The sequence below is a fragment of the Methylobacterium sp. P5_C11 genome, assembly GCF_054049775.1.
The window spans coordinates 1-21312 of record NZ_JBFULS010000077.1; the positions used below are offsets into that span (position 1 = coordinate 1).

Consider the following 21312-nt stretch of genomic DNA (forward strand, 5'->3'; position numbering starts at 1 on the left):
GATATATTCTTCCCTTTAACGAAAGATATGAATTGTTCGTATGTGCGTCTGCCGTCTTTAGCTATTCGCGCGCTTACATTGTTTTCTTTGATCCAGCTTGTAATTATATCGTTCGGCATTCTAACGGATTGCCCTGACTCGCCCATGAAGCGGTTCAACAGGTTTCGCTCGTTATCGTTCTCAGGCGCCGCTTGATAGACAACTATCTTTTCGTTGGGTGTGCTTTCAACAAAAATGCCTTGTTGATCGTATATCTTTGCATTCGTTTCGTCGGCAATGATCGTCTTTCCGTCGGGAAGTTTGAGGATCTTGTTAATCTCGTACTTCAGACGATGTTCATATCGGCCATTCTTTGACTGTTTTCTTGTAAATAATCTGATCCTATGTTCAAAAATAAATCTATCGGCTCTTATCCGTGCTAGATCGATATCGGGTGTGCACAAACTCTTCTCGAAACTTTTATAGATGTGACCGTTTATCTCAACATTTTGTAGCCGGACGTACCAATTCTGTGATCCATTCCGTTTAAACAGATACTTTTTGTCGGGCATTTCGGCGTCTCAGCGGCACAGGTTACCAGCAGCTGTTTAGAGGCATATATAGCGGCAGTCGAGCCCATATTAATCAGTGACTTAAGCGTGTTTGGGGTCGCGCATGAGCCCTATTACGCGGCCCTGGCCCGGGCGCTCGGCGCCCCCTATCTCGACGGCCCGATCCCGTTCGGCCTGGGGCTGCGCTTCCCCGACAGCCTCGTGGCCGGCCTCGCGCCCCTGGCGCCGGGGTCGGTGGCGCCCTGGGTGCAGGCGCCCCGCGGCCGGACGATCGCGGACCTCCTCGACGCCCCGCCCCGCGCCGCCGTGCCGGCGATCACCAGCCCCACCCGCCTGCGCGAGGCGGTGTTCGCCGCCATCCCCGGGCAGGTGGCGGATTACGCGGCGCACGACCTGCGGCGGCAGGCCCCCGAGCGGGCGAGCGCGCCCGAGCCCGCCCTCCGCTGGCTGCTGGTCCTCGCCCTCGCGCTCACCGCCGCCCTCTGCCTGTGCGCGGCGCTGCCGGCACCGCTCGCGCGGGCGGTGGGGGTGGTCGGCCAGATCCTGTTCCTGGCCATGGCGGGCCTCCGGATCGCGGCGCTCGCCATCGCGGCGCCGGTGGCCGCGGAGGCGCCGACGGCGCTCGCCGATGCGGACCTGCCGGTCTACACGATCCTCGTCCCCCTCCACCGCGAGGCGGCGGTGGTGCCGGACCTGCTCCGGGCGCTCTCCGCCCTCGACTATCCGGCGGCCAAGCTCGACATCAAGCTGCTGCTCGAGGCGGACGACCCGGAGACCGCCGCGGCGCTCGCCCGCGCCACCCTGCCGGCCCGGTTCGAGGTCGTGACGGTGCCGCCGGGCGGCCCGCGCACCAAGCCCCGGGCGCTCAACGCCGCCCTGCCCCTGGCCCGCGGGGACCTGCTCACGGTCTACGACGCCGAGGACGTGCCCGATCCCGGGCAATTGCGGCTGGCAGCTTCCCTGTTCGCGCGCCTGCCCGCGCGCACCGCCTGCCTCCAGGGGCGGCTCGTGATCGACAACATCGGCGATTCGCGCCTCGCCCGCGCCTTCGCCCTCGAATATGCGGGCCTGTTCGACGTGCTGAACCCGGCCTTCGCCCGATGCCGCCTGCCGGTGCCGCTCGGGGGTACCTCGATGCACCTGCGCACCGGGGTGGTGCGGGCGCTCCACGGCTGGGATGCCCACAACGTCACCGAGGATGCCGATCTCGGGCTGCGCCTCGCGCTGGCGGGCTACACGGTCGGCGACCTGCCCAGCCCCACCTTCGAGGAGGCCCCGGCCCGCCTCGGCCCCTGGCTCGCCCAGCGCACCCGCTGGCTGAAGGGCCTCCTCCAGACGAGCCTCACCCACGGGCGGCGTCCCCTCGCCAACGCGCGCCGCCTCGGCGGGCTGGAGACCCTCTGCGCCGCCGCCCTGGTGCCGGGCACCGTGGCCTCGGCCCTCGCCTACCCGGTCTGCCTCGTCGCTGCGGCCTGGTGCTTCCTGGTCCTGGAGATCCCGGCCGCCCCGGTCTTCCTGGACAACCTGTCCACGGGGCTCGCCATCACCCTGTTCGGGACGGGGCTCGCCGCCCTGGTCCTCCCGGCCCTGCTCGGCTGTGCCCGGCGCGGCTGGGGGGACCTCGCCCAGTCGGTCCCGTGGATGCCGCTCTACTTCCTGCTGGTCAGCCTGGCCGCGTGGCTGGCGCTGATCGAGCTGGTCCGCGCACCGGTCCGCTGGAACAAGACCCGCCACGGCCTCGCGCGGACCTCGCGCAGCGGGCGGCTGAACCGGTCCCGGCGCCCTGCGACGCCCGGCGACACCGGGTCCGGGGGCGGCGAAGGTGCATCCGCTTGATCTGGATCAGTCGTCCCGGCCGGCGGCCTCGCTAGCATCCGCCGCCGGCTCCCGTCCGTGGCGCGGGCGGCCCCGGCGTGTCGTCCCGCGGCGGCCCGAGCATGCCGGCCTATCACCTCCGACGCACCCTGGAGCACGCGGACGGCCGCAGCGGCCTCGCCTTCGCCAGCGACCTGCTGGAGGCGGACGACGTGGAGGCGGCGATCCGCGCCGCCCGGACCCTGTGCGGGACCGCGACCGGCATGCTCCTGACCGGGGCGGTGCTGACGGACGCGTGCGGCCGGATCCTGTGGTCGTTCTCCCTGGCGCTGGCCCGGGAGCCGCTCTGCGTCCGGCCGACGAGCTGAGCGCGGTGCAACGCCCACGGCCCGCGCGCCGTTGTCCCGCGAGGGAGATGCCATGACCACGATCGCGATCCTGATCGGCACGCAGGCGGGGGCTCGCCTGCTGGCGGCCGCGTCCGAGCGGGAGGCGGCCCTGTCGGCCGAGGCCTTCCTGCTGCGCTTGCCCGCCCGCGCCCTTCCGGCGCCCCTCTGGGTGCAATGCGCCGATCCGGCGGTCAGCGGCCGGCTGACCGGCTACCTCAACGGGCTGCAGGCCGAGCAGGTGCGCGAGCGCGACGCCCGGGTCTGAGCTCCGGTGCCCGCCCGCACCGGGCCGGCGGATTTCCCTTTGCCCCGTCATGCTCTAACGCCAGCCGCATGAGCGAGGCAGACGAGGCGGCCCGGTCCGGCGTGACCGGCGGTGAGGCGGGGGAGACCCCATCCCTGCGCAGGCTCCTGCACCTGATGGCGACGCTGCGCGATCCCGTCGGCGGCTGCCCCTGGGACGTGGCGCAGACGCCCGCCTCGATCGTGCCCTACACGATCGAGGAGGCCTACGAGGTCGCCGACGCGGTGGCGCGGGGCGACCTGCGCGACCTGCGCGACGAACTCGGCGACCTGCTCCTCCAGGTGGTGTTCCAGGCCCGCATGGCCGAGGAGCAGGGCGCCTTCGCGTTCGACGACGTGGCCCGCGCCATCGGCGACAAGCTGGTCCGGCGCCACCCCCACGTCTTCACCCCGGATGGCGCGCCCCTGCCCGCGGGCTCGCCCCTGCGCGATCCCGCGGAGGTCGAGGCCCAGTGGGCGGCGATCAAGGCGCAGGAACGGGCCGAGCGGCGGGCCGCGGCCCCCGAGCCGGACGCCGAGCCGGACCCCCAGCCGGACCACCTTGGCGGCGTCGCCCGGGCGCTGCCGGCCCTCGCCCGCGCGGAGAAGATCTCCCGCCGGGCGGCCGCCTACGGCTTCGACTGGGACGACGCCGCCCAGGTCGTCGACAAGGTCCGCGAGGAGACCGCGGAGGTCGCCGAGGCTCTGGCGGCGGGCGATCCGGAGGCCCTGTCCGAGGAGATCGGCGACCTCCTGTTCTCGGTGGCGAACCTCGCCCGGCATGCCGGGATCGACCCGGAGACCGCGCTGCGCGACGGGACCGCCAAGTTCGAGCGCCGCTTCGCCGCCATGGCGCGGCATCTCGCGGCCTCCGGGGGCGCCCTCGGCCGGTCCGACCTCGCCGCCATGGAGGCGGCGTGGCAGGCGGCCAAGCGCGACGAGGCGACGGGCCGACCGTAGGCGCGGCGATCCTCCGCGGTGCCCCGCCGCCCCGGGGGCTCGACAGCTGGACGCGGGCGGATATGTTCCGCGCATGCGCTTTGCCCTCCCCGCCCTCGCCGCCCTCGTCTTGACCGCCGCCCTGTCGCGGCCCGCCGGGGCCGAGACGATCGTCCAGGATCGGTTCGGCTGCCACAGCCAGGAGGTCACGGACCGCCTGTTCAAGCTGGTCATGGCGGGGGACGAATCGGGATTCGGCCAGCTGCTGCAGGGCAGCCTCGCCAACGGCGAGTGCCGGTCCTGGAAGCAGGGCGAGGAGGTCCGCCTGGAGAGCCGGACGATGACCTACGGCTGCCTCGCCCTGAAGGACTCGCACGACAGCTGCTACTGGACGCCCCTCAGCGCCATCGAGACGGCGCACTGACGCCTTTTGGGCGACGGTCCGGACGGATCCGGCGCCCGGAAGGGGCGCCGGATCCGTCCGTGATCAGGCGGCCTTCCGGCCCTTGCCCTTCGACCCCTCCGCATCCTCGGGATCGCCCGCGGCGTTGATCGACACGGCGATCTCGGACAGCCGCGCGTCGGTCTTCTTCTCCTCCTGCAGGGTCTCGTCCAGGAGCTTGGCGGCGTCCGCGTAGCCGAGCTGGCCGGCCCAGGTCTTCAGGGTGCCGTAGCGGGCGATCTCGTAATGCTCCACCGCCTGGGCGCAGGCGGCCAGCACCGCGTCGGCGGCGGGGCTGCCCTCGAAGTCGTCGAGATCCTCCTCCATCTCCGAGACGATGCCCTGCATCGCCTCGCAGGTCTTCGCCCGGGCGGGCTTGCCGATGATCTCGAAGACCTGCGTCAGGCGCTCCACCTGCTGGGCGCTCTCCTCGGCATGGGTCTCGAAGGCCTGGCGCAGTTCCGCGTGCTCGGCCGCCTTGGCGGATTTCTTGAGCGCTTTCACGGACTGCTTCTCGGCGTAATAGACGTCCTTCAGGGTCTCGTAGAAGGCGTCGTGCAGCGTCTTCTGCTTGGTCATGGCGGTCAGTCTCCCTTGAACGGCCGCCGTTTCTGTCCGCGGCCTCCGCACTGGGAACGCCGGTCCGGCCGCCGGTATCCGGACGATATCGCCGTCCTGGGGAGGAACCTTTCGGTGGTCAGGTCTCCTCGCCGTGCGGACGTCCGGGCCGCGGCGCGCGCCCGCGCCGGTCCGCCTGCGCAGCCCGCTGTCCGGGAGCATTGCCGGTCGCTCTGCCACTCGCCTTGCCGGTCGCCTTGGCGACGGGCGCTACCGGACGCAGGCGGTCGAGGATGGTCTCCAGGGCGCGCTCGACCGCGGCGCGGTCCGGCGGCGCGTCGGGGCGCAGCGGTCTCTGGTCCGGGTCGCGGCGCTTCGGCATGTCGTCCGCCTGTCTCGGAGCCGGGCGGCGCGGTCTTCCGGCGCGCGGAGCGGCTGACGGCCGGTGTATCGACCGTGATCCCGGGATCAAAGCCTGCCGTGATCCTCGGATCCCCGGATCCTGTGATCAAGGTTCCCGGATGGTTGCTGGCGGCGCCGTCGGCAGAGCCGGGCCGGGCTGCCGTGGACCCTCGGAGATCTTGCCCGCAGTTTCGCCAGATCTCCGGCGTCCGCCGAACGGCCAGTCGATCAGGCCGCCGGCCCAGAGCGCCGCCCAGACGAAGACCGGCTGAAACGCCAGACGCGGGCCATGGTACCACCAGGAATCGGGAATGCCGTCCACGTGGACGTGGTCCAAGGCATGCTTGAGGTTCGCCGGGTAGACGCAGACCGCGTAGAGGGCGAGGCCGATCGCGGCGGCGCGACGGAGCGGGGGAAACAGCAGGCCGGCGGCGCCGGCGAGCTCGCACAGGCCGGTCGCCAGGATGACGTGCCGCGGCTCCGGCACCCAGTCGGGCATCAGCGGCAGCATCGCGTCGGCCGCCACGAGGTGCACGATTCCGATGACGGCGTAGAGTGCCGCCAGCGCGTAGCGCAGCCGCCGGCGCCCCGTCTCGGCCGCTCGGCCGGTCGCTCGGTCTGTCGCTTGCCCGGTCACGCGACCGCCGCCTCCGACACGCCGCAGGAGCGGGCCACCGACCCGCGGAGCGCGGCCGTCAGGCGGGCGATCGCCGGGTGTCCGCCGCCCGCGAAGGTCGCGTCGCCGACCGCCGTCACGGGGGCGAGGAGCCGCAGAGAGTTGGTCAGGAACACGGCTTCGGCGCCGCGGAGGTCGGGCAGGGTGAGCGACCGTTCCTCCGCCTCGAGCCCGCATCCGGCGGCGAGCGCCAGGATTTCCGCCCTCACGATCCCGGCGAGGACGCCGTCGGCAAGCGGCGGCGTCACCAGGATCCCGCCGAACAGGCCGAACAGGTTGCCGGTGCCCCCGCAGGCGACGCGTCCGCGCGTGTTGCAGAACAACGCCTCGTCGAAACCCGCCGCCGCGGCGTCGCGGGCGGCCAGCACCGCGTCGCCATAGCCCAGGGTCTTCAGCCGGGCGGCCGGGGAGGTGTCGTTGCGGGCGATCGGGGTGGGCCACAGGCGCAGGGGCGCGAAGGCCGCGCTCCTGGCGCTCGGCGCCGCGGTGGCGAACAGGGTCGGGTTCGGAGCCTCCGGCGGCTTCAGCCCCCGCGGGCCGGAGCCGCGAGTGAGGGTGGTGCGGATCGCGCGCCGCCCGCCATCGTCGCCCCCCGCCTCGGCCAGCGCCCGCATGGCGGCGCGGATCCGCTCCGGCGCGACCGGGATCCCCAGCGTCCCCGCGGCGGCCACGAGCCGAGCGATGTGGGCGTCCTCGAAGGCCACGCGGCCGCCCAGCGCCAGCGCCGTGTCGAACAGGCCGTCGCCCAGCGTCAGGCCGCGGTCGGTGAGGTCGAAGGGGGCCGTGGTACCGGGCGCGATCACCCCGTCACGCCACAGCATCGCGGCGTCCCTCCGGCCTCTCGCGCCACGCGCGGGCCAGGCCCAAAAAGTTGGCGAACAGGGCGTGGCCGCCCTCGGTCAGGACCGATTCCGGGTGGAACTGGATGCCGTAGGTCGGGTGGGTCCGGTGCGAGAGCGCCATCACCTCCCCCTCCTGCGAGACCGCGTCGACGGAGAGGTGCCGGTCCATCTCGGGACCCGGGGTCACCACCAGCGAGTGGTAGCGCCCCACCGGCATCGGCGCCGGCAGCCCGGAGAACAGCCGCTCGCCCGTGTGGGCGATCGGCGTCATCTGTCCGTGCAGGGGGCGCTGCGCCCGCACGACCGTGCCGCCGAAGGCCGCGCCGATCGCCTGATGGCCGAGGCAGACGCCGAGGATCGGCACCGCCCCCGACAGCTCCCGGATCGCCGGCAGGGAGATGCCGGCCTCCGCGGGGGTGCAGGGTCCGGGCGAGACCACCAGGGCCTCGGGGGCGAGCGCCCGGATGCCGGGCACGTCCAGCGCGTCGTTGCGCACGACCCGGACCTCCGCGCCCAGCTCCTCCAGGTAGCGGACGACGTTGAAGACGAACGAATCGTAGTTGTCGAGGACGAGGATCATGCGAAGGCCTCGAACACGCGGGCGGCCTTGGCGAGGGTCTCGTCGTATTCCGGGCCGGGCTCCGACAGCAGGGTCACCCCGCCCCCGGCCTGCAGGACCGCCTGTCGGTCGTCCATGAACACCGTGCGGATCGCTATCGAGGTGTCGAGCGCCCCGTCGAAGCCGATCCGGCCGATGGCGCCGCAATAGAGTTCCCGGGCGTCGCCCTCGATCTCGGTGATGATGTCCATGGCGCGGATCTTCGGGGCGCCCGTGATCGAGCCGCCCGGGAACGTCCCTTCCAGGAGGTCGAGGGCGTCGAGCCCGTCGCGGAGGTCTCCCGTCACCACCGACACCAGATGGTGGACGTTGGCGTAGGTCTCCAGGCCGCACAGGGTGGGCACGGCGACGCTGCCCGGCTTGCAGACCCGCGACAGGTCGTTGCGCAGCAGGTCGACGATCATGACGTTCTCGGCCCGCTCCTTGACGCTGGCCTGGAGCGCCGCCGCGGCGGCCCGGTCGGCCTCCGGATCGTCCAAGGGGTTGTCCGCGCGGCGGGCGGTGCCCTTGATCGGCCGCGTCTCCACGTGCCGGCCGTCGAGGCGGATGAAGCGCTCGGGCGAGGACGAGGCGACGCTCAGCCCCTCCAGCTCCAGGTAGGCGCCGAAGGTCGCCGGGTTGGTGGCGCGCAGGCGCCGGTAGAGGGCGAACGGGTCGAAGCCGGCCGGCAGATCGGCGGTGAAGCGCTGGGCGATGTTGGCTTGGTAGATGTCGCCGGCGCGGATATAGGATCGGACCGTTTCGACAGCGTTTTCATAACCTTGTCGGTCGAAGTTCGAGTGCCAAGTGAGCGGTTCCGACGGCGCTTCGGAAGCCCCGAGGGATGATTCCGCGGTGCCGAGCCGATCCGCGAAGCGGGCGAGCCGCGCCGCCGCGCGGGCCTGCCGGTTCTCCGGGACGCGTTCGGGAAAGCCGGTGGCGACGAGCCGGCAGGTGCCGGCGGCGTGGTCGATCACCAGGGCCGTGTCGTAGAGGTTCAGGGCGATGTCGTCGGTGAGCCCCGCCCGCCGCGCCGGCGCCGCGACCCGCTCCAGTGCCGCGCCGAGATCGTAGGCGAAGTAGCCGATCGCCCCGCCGGGGAAAGGGTGTTCGGCGTCGGGTTCGATCCGGTACGGCGCGAGGCACGCCCGCAAAGCCGCGAACGGACCGCCCGGGACCGGGTTCCCGTCCAGGGTCGCGCGCCCGTCGCGGTAGCGGAAGCGCGCGAACGGCTCGGCCGCCACGATCGAATGGCGCCCCAGGGAGTCGTGCCGCATGGCACTGTCGAGGAAGGCGAGCCCGGGCAGGGCGCGCAGCCGGGCGGCCGCCGCGACGGGATCGATGAAGGGGATCTCTCGGGTCCACATGACCGGGTTCGGGGCTGTTGTCCTGGGCGCGGGCGGGGCAGATCGTGTCACGCTGCCGTCGCACAGGCGATGCCGCGGGGGAAGCGGCAGTTGCACGCAGGGGCCGCCCCGGGGGGCAGACAGGGCGTGTCCCCCACGCAGGCCGCCGTTTGTCAGCTTCATGTGGGGTGTCAGGGCAGACGCGCAAAGTCCTGGTGAACAGCCAAGTTTCCGGTTCCGCGTCAGCGTCGCGCGCCAGTCCGGTCACCCCTGCGGCGGCCGGTCTCGCGCGGCGGCGCGGGAGCCTGTATAGGGAGCGCGATCCCGAATTCCCCTCCTGGCGCTCCGGGCGACCGATCCTCGGTTGCCCGCGCCGGGCCTGTCCGACCCGAATGTCATGACCGCCACACCTGCCCCAAGCGGCCCCGCTCCCGGAGCCGACTCCAAGAGCGCGGCCCCCAACAGCGCGGCTCCCAAGATCTCGTTCGTGTCGCTGGGCTGCCCGAAGGCGCTGGTCGATTCCGAGCGGATCCTCACGCATCTGCGCGCCGAGGGCTACGAGCTGGCCCGCCGGCACGACGGGGCCGACGTGGTGATCGTCAACACCTGCGGCTTCCTGGATTCGGCCAAGGCGGAATCGCTCTCGGCCATCGGCGAGGCCATGGCGGAGAACGGCCGGGTGATCGTCACCGGCTGCATGGGCGCCCAGCCCGAGGAGATCCGCGCGAAATACCCCGATCTCCTGGCGGTGACCGGGCCGCAGGCCTACGAATCGGTGGTGGCCGCCGTCCACGAGGCGGTGCCGCCGGCCCACGACCCGTTCCTCGACCTCGTGCCGCCCCAGGGGATCAAGCTCACCCCGCGCCACTACGCCTACCTGAAGATCTCGGAAGGGTGCAGCAACCGCTGCAGCTTCTGCATCATCCCGTCGTTGCGCGGCAATCTCGTGAGCCGCCCCGCCGCCGACGTGCTGCGCGAGGCCGAGAAGCTCGTCAAAGCCGGCGTGAAGGAGCTGCTGGTGGTCAGCCAGGACACCAGCGCCTTCGGCGTCGACATCCGCTACGCCGAGAGCCCCTGGCGCGACCGCCAGGTCCGGGCGAAGTTCTACGACCTGACCCGGGAACTCGGCGAGCTCGGGGCCTGGGTCCGGCTGCACTACGTCTACCCCTACCCGCACGTGGACGAGGTCATCCCGCTGATGGCCGAGGGCAAGGTGCTCCCCTATCTCGACATGCCGCTCCAGCACGCGAGCCCCTCGGTGCTCAAGCGGATGCGCCGGCCCGGCAACCAGGAGCGGCAGCTCGACCGGATCCGGGGCTGGCGGCAGATCTGCCCGGACCTCGCGATCCGCTCGACCTTCATCGTCGGCTTCCCCGGCGAGACCGAGGCCGAGTTCGAGGAGCTGCTGGCGTGGCTGCAGGAGGCCAAGCTCGATCGCGTCGGCTGCTTCGAGTACGAGCCGGTGGCCGGCGCCACCGCCAACACGCTGGGCGACCTCGTGCCGCCGGCGGTGAAGGCCGAGCGCAAGCGCCGGTTCATGGAGACGCAGAACGGGATCGCGCTCCGGCTGCAGCGGGCCAAGGTGGGCAAGCGGCTGCCCGTGATCATCGACGCCGTCGAGGGCGGGGTGGCAAGGGGTCGGTCCAAGGCCGACGCGCCGGAGATCGACGGCACCGTCCACGCCGCCTTCCGGCGCCCGGTGCGGGTCGGCGACATCGTCACCGTGAAGATCGACCGGGCCGAGGCCTACGACCTGTACGGCACCGTCGCCTGAGGCGGAACACCGTCTTTGCGAGCGTAGCGAAGCAATCCAGGGAGGCGCGGCGCTCGGAAACCTCCCGCTGCCCTGGGTCGCTTCGCTGCGCTCGCGATGACGGGCGCGGACCGGACTCCTGTTGACGCCGCGTCCGGCGCGGCTTGACCTCGGCCGCCCCGCACGGTCTTTCAGAACAGATCAGGAACTTGGTCGGGACCCGAGGCGGCGATGGATCCGGAGGTCGCCCTCCGCAAGATCATCCACATCGACATGGACGCGTTCTACGCCTCCGTGGAGCAGCGCGACGATCCCGCCCTGCGCGGCCGGCCGCTGGCCGTGGGCGGCTCGCGGGAGCGGGGCGTGGTGGCGGCGGCGAGCTACGAGGCGCGCAAGTTCGGCGTCCGCTCGGCCATGCCGTCGGCCACCGCAAGGCGGCTCTGCCCGGACCTGCTGTTCGTGAAGCCGCGCTTCGAAGTCTACCGGGCGGTCTCGGAGGAGATTCGGGCGGTCTTCGCCCGGCACACGCCGCTCATCGAGCCGGTGGCCCTCGACGAGGCCTATCTCGACGTCACCGAGAATCTCCTGAGCCTTCCGACGGCGACGGCCGTGGCCAAGGCAATCCGGGCCGAGATCCTGGAGCGCACCGGGCTCGTCGCCTCGGCCGGCGTCTCGTACAACAAGTTCCTCGCCAAGGTCGCCTCCGACCACCGCAAGCCCGACGCCCTGTTCGTCATCACCCCCGCCATGGGGCCGGATTTCGTGGCGGCGCTGCCGATCGGCCGGTTCCACGGGGTCGGCCCGGTCACCGAGGCGAAGATGAAGCGGCTCGGGATCGAGACCGGGGCGGATCTGCGCGCCTGGACGCCGGAGCGCCTGCGCGAGACCTTCGGCTCCGCGGGCGCCTATTACCACGCGGTCGCCCGCGGGATCGACGCGCGGCCGGTGCGCGCCCACCGGGTGCGCAAGTCGATCGGAGCCGAGACCACCTTCTCGGAGGATACGGCCGCCTTCGAGGTCCTGGCCGCCCGGCTGGCGCCGCTGTTCGACAAGGTCTGGGCCGGGGCCGACGCCAAGGGCATGCGCGCCCGGACCGTGACCCTGAAGCTCAAGTTCTCGGATTTCGCCCAGGTCACCCGGGCGAAGTCGCTCACCGCACCCGTCACCGACCGGGCCGGGCTGGAGCGGATCGGCCTCGACCTCCTCGCCGGCCTGTTCCCCCTGCGGCGCAGCGCGCGGCTGATCGGGGTGTCGCTGTCGGGGTTCGCGCAGGACGCGCCGGAGGGGCCGCGGCAGCTCGGGCTGGGTCTCTGACGGGACGGCTGCGCGCGCGCCGCGGCGGGAGCCAGAGCGGCGCCGATCGACGGGATGCATCATGGCCGGTGCGATGCCGCGCCCCGGCCGCAGCCGATCGACCGCCCGTGGGAGCTTTCCGGGAGCCTTCCGCCCGTTCCGGGATTGCCCGGAGACCGCATGCACCGAAGAGCCCGCCCGATGTCGAAGCACGCTCCCCTGGCCCTGGCTGCCGCGCTGCTGCTGGGCGCCTCCATGGCTGCCTCCATGAGCGCCGCCCGTGCCGACGGCACCGCCGCCTTCGGCGCCGCCAACGCGGCGCAATTCCTGGGCTACACCGCGAGCCCCGCCCAGCTCTCGATCCCGGCGGGCGGCCCGTCCGCCGGGATCGCGACCGGCCCGGTCCCGGCGCCCCAGCGGCCGAAGCCGCCGGCCCGCGCCCGCTGACGGGGATCGCCCGCGTCGGCCCGGGCAGGCGGTCACGCCCTCTCGGTCATGCGTTCTTGCGCGGCTGGTGGTCCGGGTCGCCGTCGCGCGTCGTCTCGGTGTCGACGTCGTCCCCGAAGGTCGAATCCGCCCGTAGGTCCGCGGGGTAAGCGCCGGTCATCCCCTTCGCAGGGCCGATCCCGGGATTGCCCGTGCGGTCGGTGTCCGTGGGCGCGTTGGTCTTCGGGTGCTGGCCTGACAGGCCGGCTCCTGACGGGCCTCCTGCCGGAAGCCGATGCCGGGCCGACGCGTCGGCGCGGGGGCGGTCCCCCGCGCGGCGTGCGGCGGTTCGCCGCCCGCTCCGCGGGCGCTCAGGCGATGTCCGCCGCCGCGATCCGTCGCACGCCCGCCGCCTCCATCTGCGCCCAGGCCTGCGCCAGCGACCCGTCCACGTCGATCCCGCGCACCGCATCCGCCACCACCCAGACGTCGAAGCCCGCGTCGCGGGCGTCCAGCGCGCTCCAGGCGACGCAGAAATCGGTGGCGAGGCCGCATACGACGACGCGGGTGATGCCGCGCTCCGTCAGCGCCCCGGCGAGCCCGGTGCGGGTGGTCCGGTCGGCTTCCAGGAAGGCCGAGTAGCTGTCGACCCGAGGGTCCAGCCCCTTGCGGACCACAAGGCTCGCCCGGTCGGTGGCGAGGCCCGGCGCGAAGGCGGCCCCGCGGCTGCCCTGGACGCAATGCCGGGGCCACAGCACCTGCGGCCCGTAGGGCAGCGCTACGGTCTCGAACGGAGCCCGCCCCGGATGGGTGTCGGCGAAGGAGACGTGGTCGGCCGGGTGCCAGTCCTGCATCAGCACCACGTGCCGGAAGCGGTGCTGGAGGGCATTGATCGGTTCGATCACCGCGTCGCCCCCCGGGACGGGGAGCGCCCCGCCCGGCAGGAAGTCGACCTGCACGTCGACGACGAGGAGCAGGTCGGTGCTGCCGGGCGTCATGGCCGCGTGCCTCAGGGCAGCATCACGATCGAGCCGGTGGTCTCCCGGCCCGCGAGGTCGCGGTGGACCTGCTGCGCCTCGGCGAGGGGATACGTGGCGTTCACCGCGATCCTCACCGCGCCGTCGCCGACCACCTTGAACAGGCGGGCGGCCGCCTCCTCCAGGGTGGCGCGGTTCGACGAGAAGGTCGCGAGCGTCGGGCGCGTCACGTAGAGCGAGCCGCGCGGGGCCAGCAGGCCGAGGTCGAGCCCGGTGATCGCCCCGGAGGCCGAGCCGAAGCTCGCCAGCAGCCCCATCGGCGCGAGGCTGTCCAGCGAACCCATCAGGGTCGCCTGCCCGACGCCGTCATAGACCACCGGCACGCCCTTGCCGCCGGTGATCTCGCGCACGCGCTTGGCCACGTCCTCCTCGCGGTAGAGGATGACGTGGTCGCAGCCGTTCCGCTTGGCGAGGTCCGCCTTCTCGGGGCTGCCGGCGGTGCCGATCACCGTGGCGCCGAGGTGCTTGGCCCACTGGCAGGCGATCAGGCCGACGCCGCCGGCCGCGGCCTGCCACAGGATCGTGTCGCCGGGCTTCACCGCGTAGGTCCGGTGCAGCAGGTACTCGACGGTGAGGCCCTTGAGCATCATCGCGGCGGCGGTCTTCTCGTCGACGCCGTCGGGGATCGGCACGGCCGCGGAGGCCGGGATCACCGGCTCCTCGGCGTAGCAGCCGTCCGCCACCGAGCCGTAGGCGACCCGATCGCCGGGCTTGAACTGGGTGACGCCCTCGCCCACCGCCGTGACGGTGCCGGCGCCCTCCTTGCCGGGGGTGAAGGGCATGTGCGGGGACTTGTAGGCCCCGGTGCGGAAGTAGATGTCGATGAAGTTGACGCCGATGGCGGCCTGCTTGACGCGGATCTGCCCGGGGCCGGGCTCGGCCAGGGGCACATCCTCGTAGCGCATCACCTCGGGGCCGCCGTACTCGTAGACCCGGATCGCCTTCGGCATCGTCGTACTCCCGCTCGCCGCCCCGTTCGGGGGCGTTGCCGCCCGAGATAACGGACCGCCCGCCGGAGGCAATTCGTTTTTGTCCCCTCGCGTGCCGGTTGTAACTCCCCCCGGGGCATCGCCATTCTGGATCCGCCGGTCCCGGGCGCCTATCTAGACCCTGCCCGTTGTCCGAGCCGAGGTCCGACCGCCATGTCCGGCACCACCCGAACCAGCGCCGATCTCGATCCGCGCCGCCGCCGCCTCCTCTACCGCGCCTGGCACCGGGGCATCCGCGAGATGGACCTGATCATGGGCCGCTTCGCCGATGCCGAAATCGGCATCCTGTCGGAGGCGGAGCTCGACCAGTTCGAGGCGCTGATCGAGGTGCCGGACCGGGACCTGTTCAAGTGGCTCACCGGCGAGGTCGAGACGCCCTCGAACTACGACACGGCGGTCTGGAAGCGGGTGCGGGCGTTCCACCGGCACGATGCGCCGATCCATTCCTGAGGGGCCGCGCGATGGACGAACCGAAACCCGCTTACGACCACCCCGCCCGCTCGATCGCCACCGAGCTGGTGGTGCGCATCATGCTGGAGATGATGGAGCGCTCCGATCCGGCGCTGCGCGGCGAGATCCTGCGGCAGGCGACCGGACGGGCCGCCGCGATGACCGAGCACATGCCCAACGCGGATTTCTTCCGCGGCCGGGTCGAGGCGGCGCTGGCGGAGATCGTCGGTCCGGACGCGTGAGGGGCGGGCCGGGGCTTCGACCGCATCCCATCGCGGCTTTCGGCTGTTGCGGCGCGCTCCGTCATCACGAGCGGAGCGAAGTGACCCAGGGTGGCGCGACTTCGGGAGCCATGGCGCTGCCCTGGATTGCTTCGCTGCGCTCGCAAAGACGACCACCGTTCCCTGCCGCAGCAGGACCGCCAGATAGGGTGCGTCCGGGCGTGACCGCGGGGACGCTTTATCGCGACGGCCCGATCGGCTAACGCCACCCGACGTCGCCCCCTGACGCGCCCGGCGGGCCTCCCCGCGAAAGACCCGATGGCCAAGCCTCAGCCGAAGCCCACCGCCCCCGTCGCCAAGCCGGTCGTCAAGCCGCAGGTCGCGCGCTTCGCCCTGCCGAAATCCTCCGCGCTCGCCAAGGCGATCGACGCCCTCAAGCGCGGCGACAGCCCGGTTCTGGCGAGCGCCCCGGAAGGGTTCGACGCCCTGGCGCTGGCCGACCTCGCCCGCGCCCTGGCGCCCACCGTCGATGCGCCGGCGGTGCTGGTCCACGTGGCGCGCGATTCCGGTCGCTCGGCGTCGTTCCAGGCGGCCTTGAGCTTCGTCGCGCCCGAGATGGACGTGATGAGCCTGCCGGCCTGGGACTGCCAGCCCTACGACCGGGTCTCGCCCACCACGGCGGTGGCGGCCGCCCGGATGACGGCGCTGGCCCGCCTCGCCCGCACCCGCTCGGCCGAGGACCGCCCGCGGATCCTCTGCACCACGGTCAACGCCCTGGTGCAGCGGGTTCCGCCCCGGACCCACATCGCCCGCGAGGCGTTCTCGGCGGCGATCGGCAACGTCGTGGCGATGGACGACGTGGTGGCGTGGGTCGAGGCCAACGGCTTCCTGCGCACCGGGACGGTGCGCGACACGGGCGAGTACGCGGTCCGCGGCGGCATCCTCGACCTGTCGCCGCCTGGCCTGCCGGCGCCGATCCGCCTCGACTTCTTCGGCGACACGCTGGAATCGATCCGCGCCTTCGACCCGGAGACGCAGCGCACCACCGGGCAGCTGCGCTCCCTCGACCTGATGCCCATGAGCGAGGTCCAGCTCACCACCGAGACGATCCGGCGCTTCCGCCAGGGCTACATCCAGAGCTTCGGCGCCGCGACGCGGGACGACCGCCTCTACGAGACCGTGAGCGAGGGGCGGCGCTACGCCGGCCTCGAGCACTGGATGCCGCTGTTCTACGACCACCTCGACACGCTGTTCGACTATCTCGGCGGCGTGCCGCTGGTGTTCGACCCGCAGGTCGAGGACGCGGCCGCCGAGCGGATCAGCCTCGTGCAGGACTACTACCAGGCCCGCGAGGGCGCGATGAAGTCGCCGCAGGCCGGCGTCGCTCCCTACAAGCCGCTGCCGCCCCGCGCCCTCTACCTGATGCCGAACGAGCTGAAGGAGCGGATCGCCGCCGCCACGGTGGCGCGGCTGACCCCCTTCGCGCAGCCCGAATCGCCCGAGCGCGCCGTGATCGATTGCGGCGCCAAGGCCGGAAGAAACTTCGCGCCGGAGCGGGCCGACGAGAATACCAGCGTGTTCGACGCCGCGGTGGCCCATATCCGCGACCTCCAGGGATCCGGTCATCACGTGATCCTGGGAGCCTGGTCCGACGGCTCCCGCGACCGGCTCTGCGGCGTGCTCACCGACCACGGCCTCAGGAAGCCCGTGGCGATCACCCGGCTCACCGACGTCTACGCGCTCAAGCGCGGCACCGACGCGGCCGTGGCGGTCTGGGGCCTGGAGGCGGGCTTCACCGCCGGCGACCTCGCGGTGGTCTCCGAAGGCGACATCCTGGGCGACCGGCTGGTCCGCCAGAAGCGCAAGGCCAAGCGGCCCCAGGACGTGATCCTGGAGGTTCAGGCGCTCCAGCCCGGCGACATCGTGGTCCATGCCGATCACGGCATCGGCCGCTTCGTCGGGCTCAAGACGATCCACGCCGCGGGCGCCCCGCACGATTGCCTGGAGCTGCAATATACCGGCGGCCTGCTGCTCCTGCCGGTGGAGAACATCGAGCTCCTGACCCGGTACGGTTCGGAGGATGCCGAGGTCGCCCTCGACCGCCTCGGCGGCGGCGCGTGGCAGGCCCGCAAGGCCAAGATGAAGCGCCGCATCCTCGAGATGGCGGGCGAGCTGATCAAGGTCGCGGCCCAGCGCTTCGTCCGGAAGGCGCCGGCCCTCAAGGCGCCGGAGGGGCTCTACGGGGAATTCGCCGCCCGCTTCCCGTTCGAGGAGACCGAGGACCAGGCCAACGCCATCGACGCGGTGCTGGACGACCTCAATGCCGGCCGGCCGATGGACCGGCTGGTCTGCGGCGATGTCGGCTTCGGCAAGACCGAGGTGGCCTTGCGCGCGGCCTTCGCGGCGGCGATCTCGGGCAAGCAGGTGGCGGTGATCGTGCCCACGACGCTGCTCGCCCGCCAGCACTTCCGGACCTTCGCCGAGCGCTTCAAGGGCCTGCCGATCCAGGTGGCGCAGCTCTCCCGCTTCGTCTCCGCCGGGGAGATGAAGCAGACCCGGGCCGGGCTCATCGCCGGCACCGTCGACATCGTGGTCGGCACCCACGCACTCCTGGCCAAGACCATCGCGTTCAAGGATCTCGGCCTGATCATCGTGGACGAGGAGCAGCATTTCGGCGTGGCCCACAAGGAGCGGCTGAAGGCGCTCCAGGCGGACGTCCACGTGCTGACCCTCTCGGCGACCCCGATCCCGCGCACGCTCCAGCTCGCCATGACGGGGGTGCGCGAACTGTCGATCATCGCGACCCCGCCGGTGGACCGGCTGGTGGTGCGCACCTTCGTGACGCCCTTCGACCCGCTCACCATCCGGGAGGCCCTGCTGCGCGAGCGCTACCGCGGCGGGCAGGCCTTCTACGTGGTGGCGCGGATCGAGGATCTGGCGGAGGTCAAGAAGTTCCTCGACGCCGAGATGCCCGAGATCAAGGTCGCGGTGGCCCACGGCCAGATGGCGGCGGGCCAGCTCGAGGACGTGATGACGGCCTTCTACGAGGGCAAGTTCGACGTCCTGCTCTCGACCACGATCGTGGAATCGGGCCTCGACATCCCCACCGCCAACACGCTGATCGTCCACCGGGCCGACATGTTCGGGCTGGCCCAGCTCTACCAGCTGCGCGGCCGCGTCGGCCGCTCGAAGGCGCGCGCCTACGCGCTGTTCACGACGCCGGCGAACCGCCAGCTCACCGCCCAGGCCGAGCAGCGCCTCAAGGTGCTCCAGAGCCTCGACACTTTGGGCGCGGGCTTCCAGCTCGCCTCCCACGACCTCGACATCCGCGGCGCCGGCAACCTCCTGGGCGACGCCCAGTCGGGCCACATCAAGGAGGTCGGCTACGAACTCTACCAGCAGATGCTGGAGGATGCGGTCACCGCGCTGAAGGCCGGTATCGAGGACGTGCCCGAGGAGGCGTGGTCGCCGACCATCGCGCTGGGCGCGCCGGTGACAATCCCGGAGGATTACGTCGAGGATCTCGGGGTGCGGCTGGCGCTCTACCGGCGGCTCGCCACCCTCCAGGACGACGCCGAGATGGAGAGTTTCGGCGCCGAGATGATCGACCGGTTCGGGCCGCTGCCGCCGGAAGTGGAGCAGCTCCTCAAGATCGGCACGATCAAGATCCTCTGCCTCAAGGCCAACGTCGAGAAGGTCGAGGCCGGGCCGAAGGGGGTGGTGGTCCACTTCCGCGACAAGTCCTACGCCAACCCGCAGGGGCTCGTGGCCTACGTGGCCGAGCAGGCTTCCTTCGCGAAGGTGCGGCCCGACATGAGCGTCGTGTTCGTGCGCGAGCTGACCACGATCCCGGCACGGCTCAAGACCGCCACCGAGGTGCTGCGCAGCCTCGTGAAGATCGCCGAGCGGGGCAAGAAGGCGGCGTGAGGGGCGCGCAACGCCCTTCCCATCAAACTCCCTCATCCTGAGGTGCTGCGCAGCAGCCTCGAAGGAGGGCTCCAGGAATCACACAGCCGTCTGGAGGGCTCCTTCGAGGCCTCCGCTGCGCTGCGGCACCTTAGGATGAGGTGGCGGTTGGGACGGTCGCGCGATCGTTGCGCCGAGAGCGCATCTCTGCTCTCTCCTTCCCCGAGGCACAGGAGACGCGTGGATGGCAAACCCGGCGCAGGTCACCGGCGCGCCCGGTCCGGCGAAGTCCGAGGAGAGTGCCTTCCTCAGGCCCCTGTTCACCGACCGGCGCGTCGCCGCGGTGCTCGGCCTCGGCTTCGCGCAGGGCATCCCGTTCCTGCTCGTCTACGCGACCCAGTCGGCGTGGCTCGTCCAGGCGAAGGTGCCGCTCGCCACGATCGGGCTGATGAGCGAGCTCACCATCGCCTACAAGCTCAAGTTCCTCTGGGCGCCGTTCCTCGACCGCCACGACGCGCCGCTCATCGGCCGCTGGCTCGGGCGGCGCCGGGGCTGGATCGTCGCCACCCAGATCCTGGTGGCCCTGGCGCTCGCGGGCGTCGCCTTCGGCGACCCGGCGCACTGGCTCGCCTGGACGGTGGCGTTCTCCCTGGCGCTCGGCGTCGCGGGCGCCACCCAGGACGTGGTGATCGACGGCTGGCGCATCACCGCCGCGCCGCCCGAGCGGCAGGCGCTGATGTCGTCGTGGTCGGAGATCGGCTACCGGATCGGCAACCTCGCGGCGGGGGCGGGCGCCCTCTACCTGTCCGACGCCTATGGCTGGCGCGCCGCCTACCTGTGCATGGCGGCGCTCATGGCTCCCGGCACGCTGGCGGCGCTCCTCGCCCCCGAGCCCCCCGCCCCCGAGACGCCGGCCACCGGCGGCTTCGTCGAGACCGTCTGGTCGCCGATCCGCGACCTCCTCGCCCGGCTCGGGCCCCTCGCCGTGCCGGTCCTGGCGCTGGTGGCGGGCTTCCGGATGCCCGGCTATGTCTCGAACGCCATGGCGATCCCGCTGTTCAAGACGCTCGGCTATTCCAACACCGACATCGCCACCGTGACCAAGCTGTTCGGCTTCTGGATCGCGCTGGGCGGCACCTTCCTGGCCAGCGCCATCATCCCGCGGATCGGCATGATGGCGAGCCTGCTCATCGGCACCGTGACGGCCTCGGCCTCCCATCTCGCGCTGGCCTACCTCGCGTGGCACGGCGGCCATGGCGGGGCGGCTTTCTGGACCTTCGCGTTGACCGTGGGGATCGACGGCTTCGCCTACGCCTTCGCGTCGATCGTGCTGATCACCTACATGTCCCGCCTCGCGGCCACCGCGCATGCCGCGAGCCAGTACGCCCTGCTCACCTCGCTCTGCGCCCTCCCGGGCAGCCTGCTCGCCGGGTTCTCGGGCTTCGTCATCGAGCGGACCGGGTTCACGTGGTTCTTCGTCGGAACCTCCCTGATCGGCGTGCCGGTGGCCCTGCTGTGCCTCCTGGTCGCCCGCCGGCACGGACCTATGGAAGCGCCCGGACAGGTGACCTGAGGCTGTGTCCCAACACGGGAATGCGCGCGGAAACTGTCTCTTTAGCGGGGATTAACCACACGGCGGCTTAATGGGGCGGACGGTTGATGTCCTCCCCAGACGGGCAACCCAGGCCACGTGCGCGGAAAAAGCCTCCGCGGGCGAACGGCGGCGGCTGCCCTTGGGGAAGCGCGTACGCGAGTTCCCCGAATGGCCCAGGCTGCGTTGTCCCGAACCGCGTACCACCCCGCGGAGTCCCTGCGCCCGGTGCCCCCGCGGATCGCCTATGTCGAGACCGCCTACGATCCCGTTCTGCGCACCCGGGCGCCCTACCCGAGCGCCATGCGGCGCGCCCGCCGCCGGACCCGGCTGACGGCGCTCATCTCCCTGACGGCGATGACCCTGGCCGGCTGGGCCGTCCTGAGCCACCCGCAGGGGCCGGCCGGGATCGATTCCGCGGGCCTCGCCGCTCCGCAGGCCGCCGCGCCGGAGCCTGCGCCCGCCCACCCGCCCGCCGCCGCGGTCGGGCCGGCTGCCCGGTCGGCCCCGCGGAAACCGAGCATCGCCTGGATGCTGGACCCGAGCCCGGCGCTGGGCTCCGGCACCGCGACGGCCTTCGGGACCGAGACGCCGCCGGTCCCCGGCTTCCAGCTCGCCGCCGCCGAGCCGTCCCCGGCGATCCGGGACATCGCCCGGCAGGTCGCCCGGGCCGAGCAGTCCAGGGTTGCCCAGGTGCGGATGGCCCAGGCCAAGGCGGTCGAGAAGACCGCGGAGGCGCCCCCCGCGCCGGTCCGGATCGCCGCTGCCGAGGCCACGCCCGCCGCCCTCGCGCCGCCCCGCGTCGC

General features: G+C 72.0%; 21 protein-coding genes and 1 pseudogene. 13 read left to right on the forward strand and 9 right to left on the reverse strand.

The features are described 5' to 3' along the window. On the reverse strand, positions 1 to 551 hold a 551-nt coding region (locus ACXJKQ_RS25740), incomplete at its 3' end, for a hypothetical protein (protein ID WP_457108518.1). A gap of 87 nt (positions 552 to 638) precedes the next feature. On the opposite strand from ACXJKQ_RS25740, the gene ACXJKQ_RS25745 reads away from it, so the two are divergent. The 5 genes from ACXJKQ_RS25745 (at position 639) to ACXJKQ_RS25765 (ending at position 4400) form a co-directional block, all read left to right on the forward strand. Next, the gene (locus ACXJKQ_RS25745) at positions 639 to 2387 is read left to right on the forward strand and encodes a glycosyltransferase family 2 protein (protein ID WP_457108519.1); all 1749 of its coding nucleotides are present in this window, start codon (positions 639 to 641) and stop codon (positions 2385 to 2387) included. Between the two features lie 101 nt (positions 2388 to 2488). Beyond that, complete coding sequence (locus ACXJKQ_RS25750) at positions 2489 to 2734, forward strand: hypothetical protein (protein ID WP_457108520.1); 246 nt, start codon at positions 2489 to 2491, stop codon at positions 2732 to 2734. Between the two features lie 52 nt (positions 2735 to 2786). Beyond that, positions 2787 to 3020 (forward strand): hypothetical protein, encoded by a 234-nt coding sequence (locus ACXJKQ_RS25755; RefSeq protein ID WP_457108521.1) that lies wholly within the window; start codon positions 2787 to 2789, stop codon positions 3018 to 3020. Positions 3021 to 3088: 68 nt separating this feature from the next. After that, complete coding sequence (gene mazG / locus ACXJKQ_RS25760; RefSeq protein ID WP_457108522.1) at positions 3089 to 3997, forward strand: nucleoside triphosphate pyrophosphohydrolase; 909 nt, start codon at positions 3089 to 3091, stop codon at positions 3995 to 3997. A gap of 73 nt (positions 3998 to 4070) precedes the next feature. Next, positions 4071 to 4400 (forward strand): hypothetical protein, encoded by a 330-nt coding sequence (locus ACXJKQ_RS25765; protein ID WP_457108523.1) that lies wholly within the window; start codon positions 4071 to 4073, stop codon positions 4398 to 4400. 63 nt (positions 4401 to 4463) lie between these two features. Here ACXJKQ_RS25765 and ACXJKQ_RS25770 read toward each other — a convergent pair whose 3' ends face one another. From ACXJKQ_RS25770 to pabB, 6 genes are all read right to left on the reverse strand, one after another. After that, positions 4464 to 4997: a YciE/YciF ferroxidase family protein gene (locus ACXJKQ_RS25770; RefSeq protein ID WP_457108524.1), complete on the reverse strand. Its 534-nt coding sequence runs from the start codon at positions 4995 to 4997 to the stop codon at positions 4464 to 4466. Positions 4998 to 5115: 118 nt separating this feature from the next. After that, positions 5116 to 5358 (reverse strand): hypothetical protein, encoded by a 243-nt coding sequence (locus ACXJKQ_RS25775; RefSeq protein ID WP_457108525.1) that lies wholly within the window; start codon positions 5356 to 5358, stop codon positions 5116 to 5118. Positions 5359 to 5484: 126 nt separating this feature from the next. Continuing rightward, a complete protein-coding gene (locus tag ACXJKQ_RS25780; RefSeq protein WP_457108526.1) occupies positions 5485 to 6015 on the reverse strand; it encodes a DoxX family protein in 531 nt (176 codons plus the stop codon). Continuing rightward, positions 6012 to 6875 (reverse strand): aminotransferase class IV, encoded by an 864-nt coding sequence (locus ACXJKQ_RS25785; RefSeq protein ID WP_457108527.1) that lies wholly within the window; start codon positions 6873 to 6875, stop codon positions 6012 to 6014. The genes ACXJKQ_RS25780 and ACXJKQ_RS25785 overlap by 4 nt, the downstream gene beginning before the upstream one ends. After that, positions 6862 to 7476 (reverse strand): anthranilate synthase component II, encoded by a 615-nt coding sequence (locus ACXJKQ_RS25790; RefSeq protein WP_457108528.1) that lies wholly within the window; start codon positions 7474 to 7476, stop codon positions 6862 to 6864. The genes ACXJKQ_RS25785 and ACXJKQ_RS25790 overlap by 14 nt, the downstream gene beginning before the upstream one ends. Next, positions 7473 to 8861, reverse strand: coding sequence for an aminodeoxychorismate synthase component I (gene pabB / locus ACXJKQ_RS25795; protein WP_457108529.1), 1389 nt, complete (start codon positions 8859 to 8861; stop codon positions 7473 to 7475). The genes ACXJKQ_RS25790 and pabB overlap by 4 nt, the downstream gene beginning before the upstream one ends. A gap of 376 nt (positions 8862 to 9237) precedes the next feature. Here pabB and rimO point away from each other — a divergent pair, with 376 nt between their 5' ends. The 3 genes from rimO (at position 9238) to ACXJKQ_RS25810 (ending at position 12333) form a co-directional block, all read left to right on the forward strand. Next, the gene (rimO, locus tag ACXJKQ_RS25800; RefSeq protein ID WP_457108530.1) at positions 9238 to 10614 is read left to right on the forward strand and encodes a 30S ribosomal protein S12 methylthiotransferase RimO; all 1377 of its coding nucleotides are present in this window, start codon (positions 9238 to 9240) and stop codon (positions 10612 to 10614) included. Between the two features lie 210 nt (positions 10615 to 10824). Then, the gene (dinB, locus tag ACXJKQ_RS25805; protein ID WP_457108531.1) at positions 10825 to 11907 is read left to right on the forward strand and encodes a DNA polymerase IV; all 1083 of its coding nucleotides are present in this window, start codon (positions 10825 to 10827) and stop codon (positions 11905 to 11907) included. 180 nt (positions 11908 to 12087) lie between these two features. Beyond that, positions 12088 to 12333 carry a hypothetical protein gene (locus tag ACXJKQ_RS25810; RefSeq protein ID WP_457108532.1) on the forward strand — a complete coding sequence of 82 codons (246 nt, stop codon included), beginning with the start codon at positions 12088 to 12090 and terminating at the stop codon, positions 12331 to 12333. A gap of 350 nt (positions 12334 to 12683) precedes the next feature. On the opposite strand, the gene pncA is transcribed toward ACXJKQ_RS25810, so the two are convergent. Both pncA and ACXJKQ_RS25820 read right to left on the reverse strand, forming a co-directional pair. Beyond that, positions 12684 to 13310 carry a bifunctional nicotinamidase/pyrazinamidase gene (gene pncA / locus ACXJKQ_RS25815; protein WP_457108533.1) on the reverse strand — a complete coding sequence of 209 codons (627 nt, stop codon included), beginning with the start codon at positions 13308 to 13310 and terminating at the stop codon, positions 12684 to 12686. A gap of 11 nt (positions 13311 to 13321) precedes the next feature. Continuing rightward, complete coding sequence (locus ACXJKQ_RS25820) at positions 13322 to 14299, reverse strand: quinone oxidoreductase family protein (RefSeq protein WP_457108534.1); 978 nt, start codon at positions 14297 to 14299, stop codon at positions 13322 to 13324. A gap of 192 nt (positions 14300 to 14491) precedes the next feature. On the opposite strand from ACXJKQ_RS25820, the gene ACXJKQ_RS25825 reads away from it, so the two are divergent. The 5 genes and pseudogenes from ACXJKQ_RS25825 to ACXJKQ_RS25845 all read left to right on the forward strand — a co-directional run. Continuing rightward, complete coding sequence (locus ACXJKQ_RS25825) at positions 14492 to 14788, forward strand: FAD assembly factor SdhE (protein WP_457108535.1); 297 nt, start codon at positions 14492 to 14494, stop codon at positions 14786 to 14788. An 11-nt stretch (positions 14789 to 14799) separates the two neighbouring features. After that, on the forward strand, positions 14800 to 15030 hold the full coding sequence (locus tag ACXJKQ_RS25830) for a hypothetical protein (protein ID WP_457108536.1): 231 nt from the start codon (positions 14800 to 14802) through the stop codon (positions 15028 to 15030). Positions 15031 to 15327: 297 nt separating this feature from the next. Then, complete coding sequence (mfd, locus tag ACXJKQ_RS25835) at positions 15328 to 18936, forward strand: transcription-repair coupling factor (RefSeq protein ID WP_457108537.1); 3609 nt, start codon at positions 15328 to 15330, stop codon at positions 18934 to 18936. Positions 18937 to 19159: 223 nt separating this feature from the next. Further along, complete coding sequence (locus ACXJKQ_RS25840; protein ID WP_457108538.1) at positions 19160 to 20488, forward strand: AmpG family muropeptide MFS transporter; 1329 nt, start codon at positions 19160 to 19162, stop codon at positions 20486 to 20488. Between the two features lie 246 nt (positions 20489 to 20734). Next, positions 20735 to 21312, forward strand: a pseudogene (locus ACXJKQ_RS25845) (hypothetical protein); the annotation flags it as partial.

What these genes read in the sequence shown, in the direction of transcription:
- ACXJKQ_RS25810 (WP_457108532.1), top strand. Translation starts at nt 12,088, where the DNA reads ATGTCGAAGCACGCTCCCCTGGCCCTGGCTGCCGCGCTGCTGCTGGGC.
- ACXJKQ_RS25755 (WP_457108521.1), top strand. Translation starts at nt 2,787, where the DNA reads ATGACCACGATCGCGATCCTGATCGGCACGCAGGCGGGGGCTCGCCTG.
- ACXJKQ_RS25765 (WP_457108523.1), top strand. Translation starts at nt 4,071, where the DNA reads ATGCGCTTTGCCCTCCCCGCCCTCGCCGCCCTCGTCTTGACCGCCGCC.
- pncA (WP_457108533.1), bottom strand. Translation starts at nt 13,310, where the DNA reads ATGACGCCCGGCAGCACCGACCTGCTCCTCGTCGTCGACGTGCAGGTC.
- mazG (WP_457108522.1), top strand. Translation starts at nt 3,089, where the DNA reads ATGAGCGAGGCAGACGAGGCGGCCCGGTCCGGCGTGACCGGCGGTGAG.
- mfd (WP_457108537.1), top strand. Translation starts at nt 15,328, where the DNA reads ATGGCCAAGCCTCAGCCGAAGCCCACCGCCCCCGTCGCCAAGCCGGTC.
- ACXJKQ_RS25775 (WP_457108525.1), bottom strand. Translation starts at nt 5,358, where the DNA reads ATGCCGAAGCGCCGCGACCCGGACCAGAGACCGCTGCGCCCCGACGCG.
- rimO (WP_457108530.1), top strand. Translation starts at nt 9,238, where the DNA reads ATGACCGCCACACCTGCCCCAAGCGGCCCCGCTCCCGGAGCCGACTCC.
- ACXJKQ_RS25840 (WP_457108538.1), top strand. Translation starts at nt 19,160, where the DNA reads ATGGCAAACCCGGCGCAGGTCACCGGCGCGCCCGGTCCGGCGAAGTCC.
- pabB (WP_457108529.1), bottom strand. Translation starts at nt 8,861, where the DNA reads ATGTGGACCCGAGAGATCCCCTTCATCGATCCCGTCGCGGCGGCCGCC.
- ACXJKQ_RS25785 (WP_457108527.1), bottom strand. Translation starts at nt 6,875, where the DNA reads ATGCTGTGGCGTGACGGGGTGATCGCGCCCGGTACCACGGCCCCCTTC.
- dinB (WP_457108531.1), top strand. Translation starts at nt 10,825, where the DNA reads ATGGATCCGGAGGTCGCCCTCCGCAAGATCATCCACATCGACATGGAC.
- ACXJKQ_RS25830 (WP_457108536.1), top strand. Translation starts at nt 14,800, where the DNA reads ATGGACGAACCGAAACCCGCTTACGACCACCCCGCCCGCTCGATCGCC.
- ACXJKQ_RS25790 (WP_457108528.1), bottom strand. Translation starts at nt 7,476, where the DNA reads ATGATCCTCGTCCTCGACAACTACGATTCGTTCGTCTTCAACGTCGTC.
- ACXJKQ_RS25750 (WP_457108520.1), top strand. Translation starts at nt 2,489, where the DNA reads ATGCCGGCCTATCACCTCCGACGCACCCTGGAGCACGCGGACGGCCGC.
- ACXJKQ_RS25825 (WP_457108535.1), top strand. Translation starts at nt 14,492, where the DNA reads ATGTCCGGCACCACCCGAACCAGCGCCGATCTCGATCCGCGCCGCCGC.
- ACXJKQ_RS25820 (WP_457108534.1), bottom strand. Translation starts at nt 14,299, where the DNA reads ATGCCGAAGGCGATCCGGGTCTACGAGTACGGCGGCCCCGAGGTGATG.
- ACXJKQ_RS25770 (WP_457108524.1), bottom strand. Translation starts at nt 4,997, where the DNA reads ATGACCAAGCAGAAGACGCTGCACGACGCCTTCTACGAGACCCTGAAG.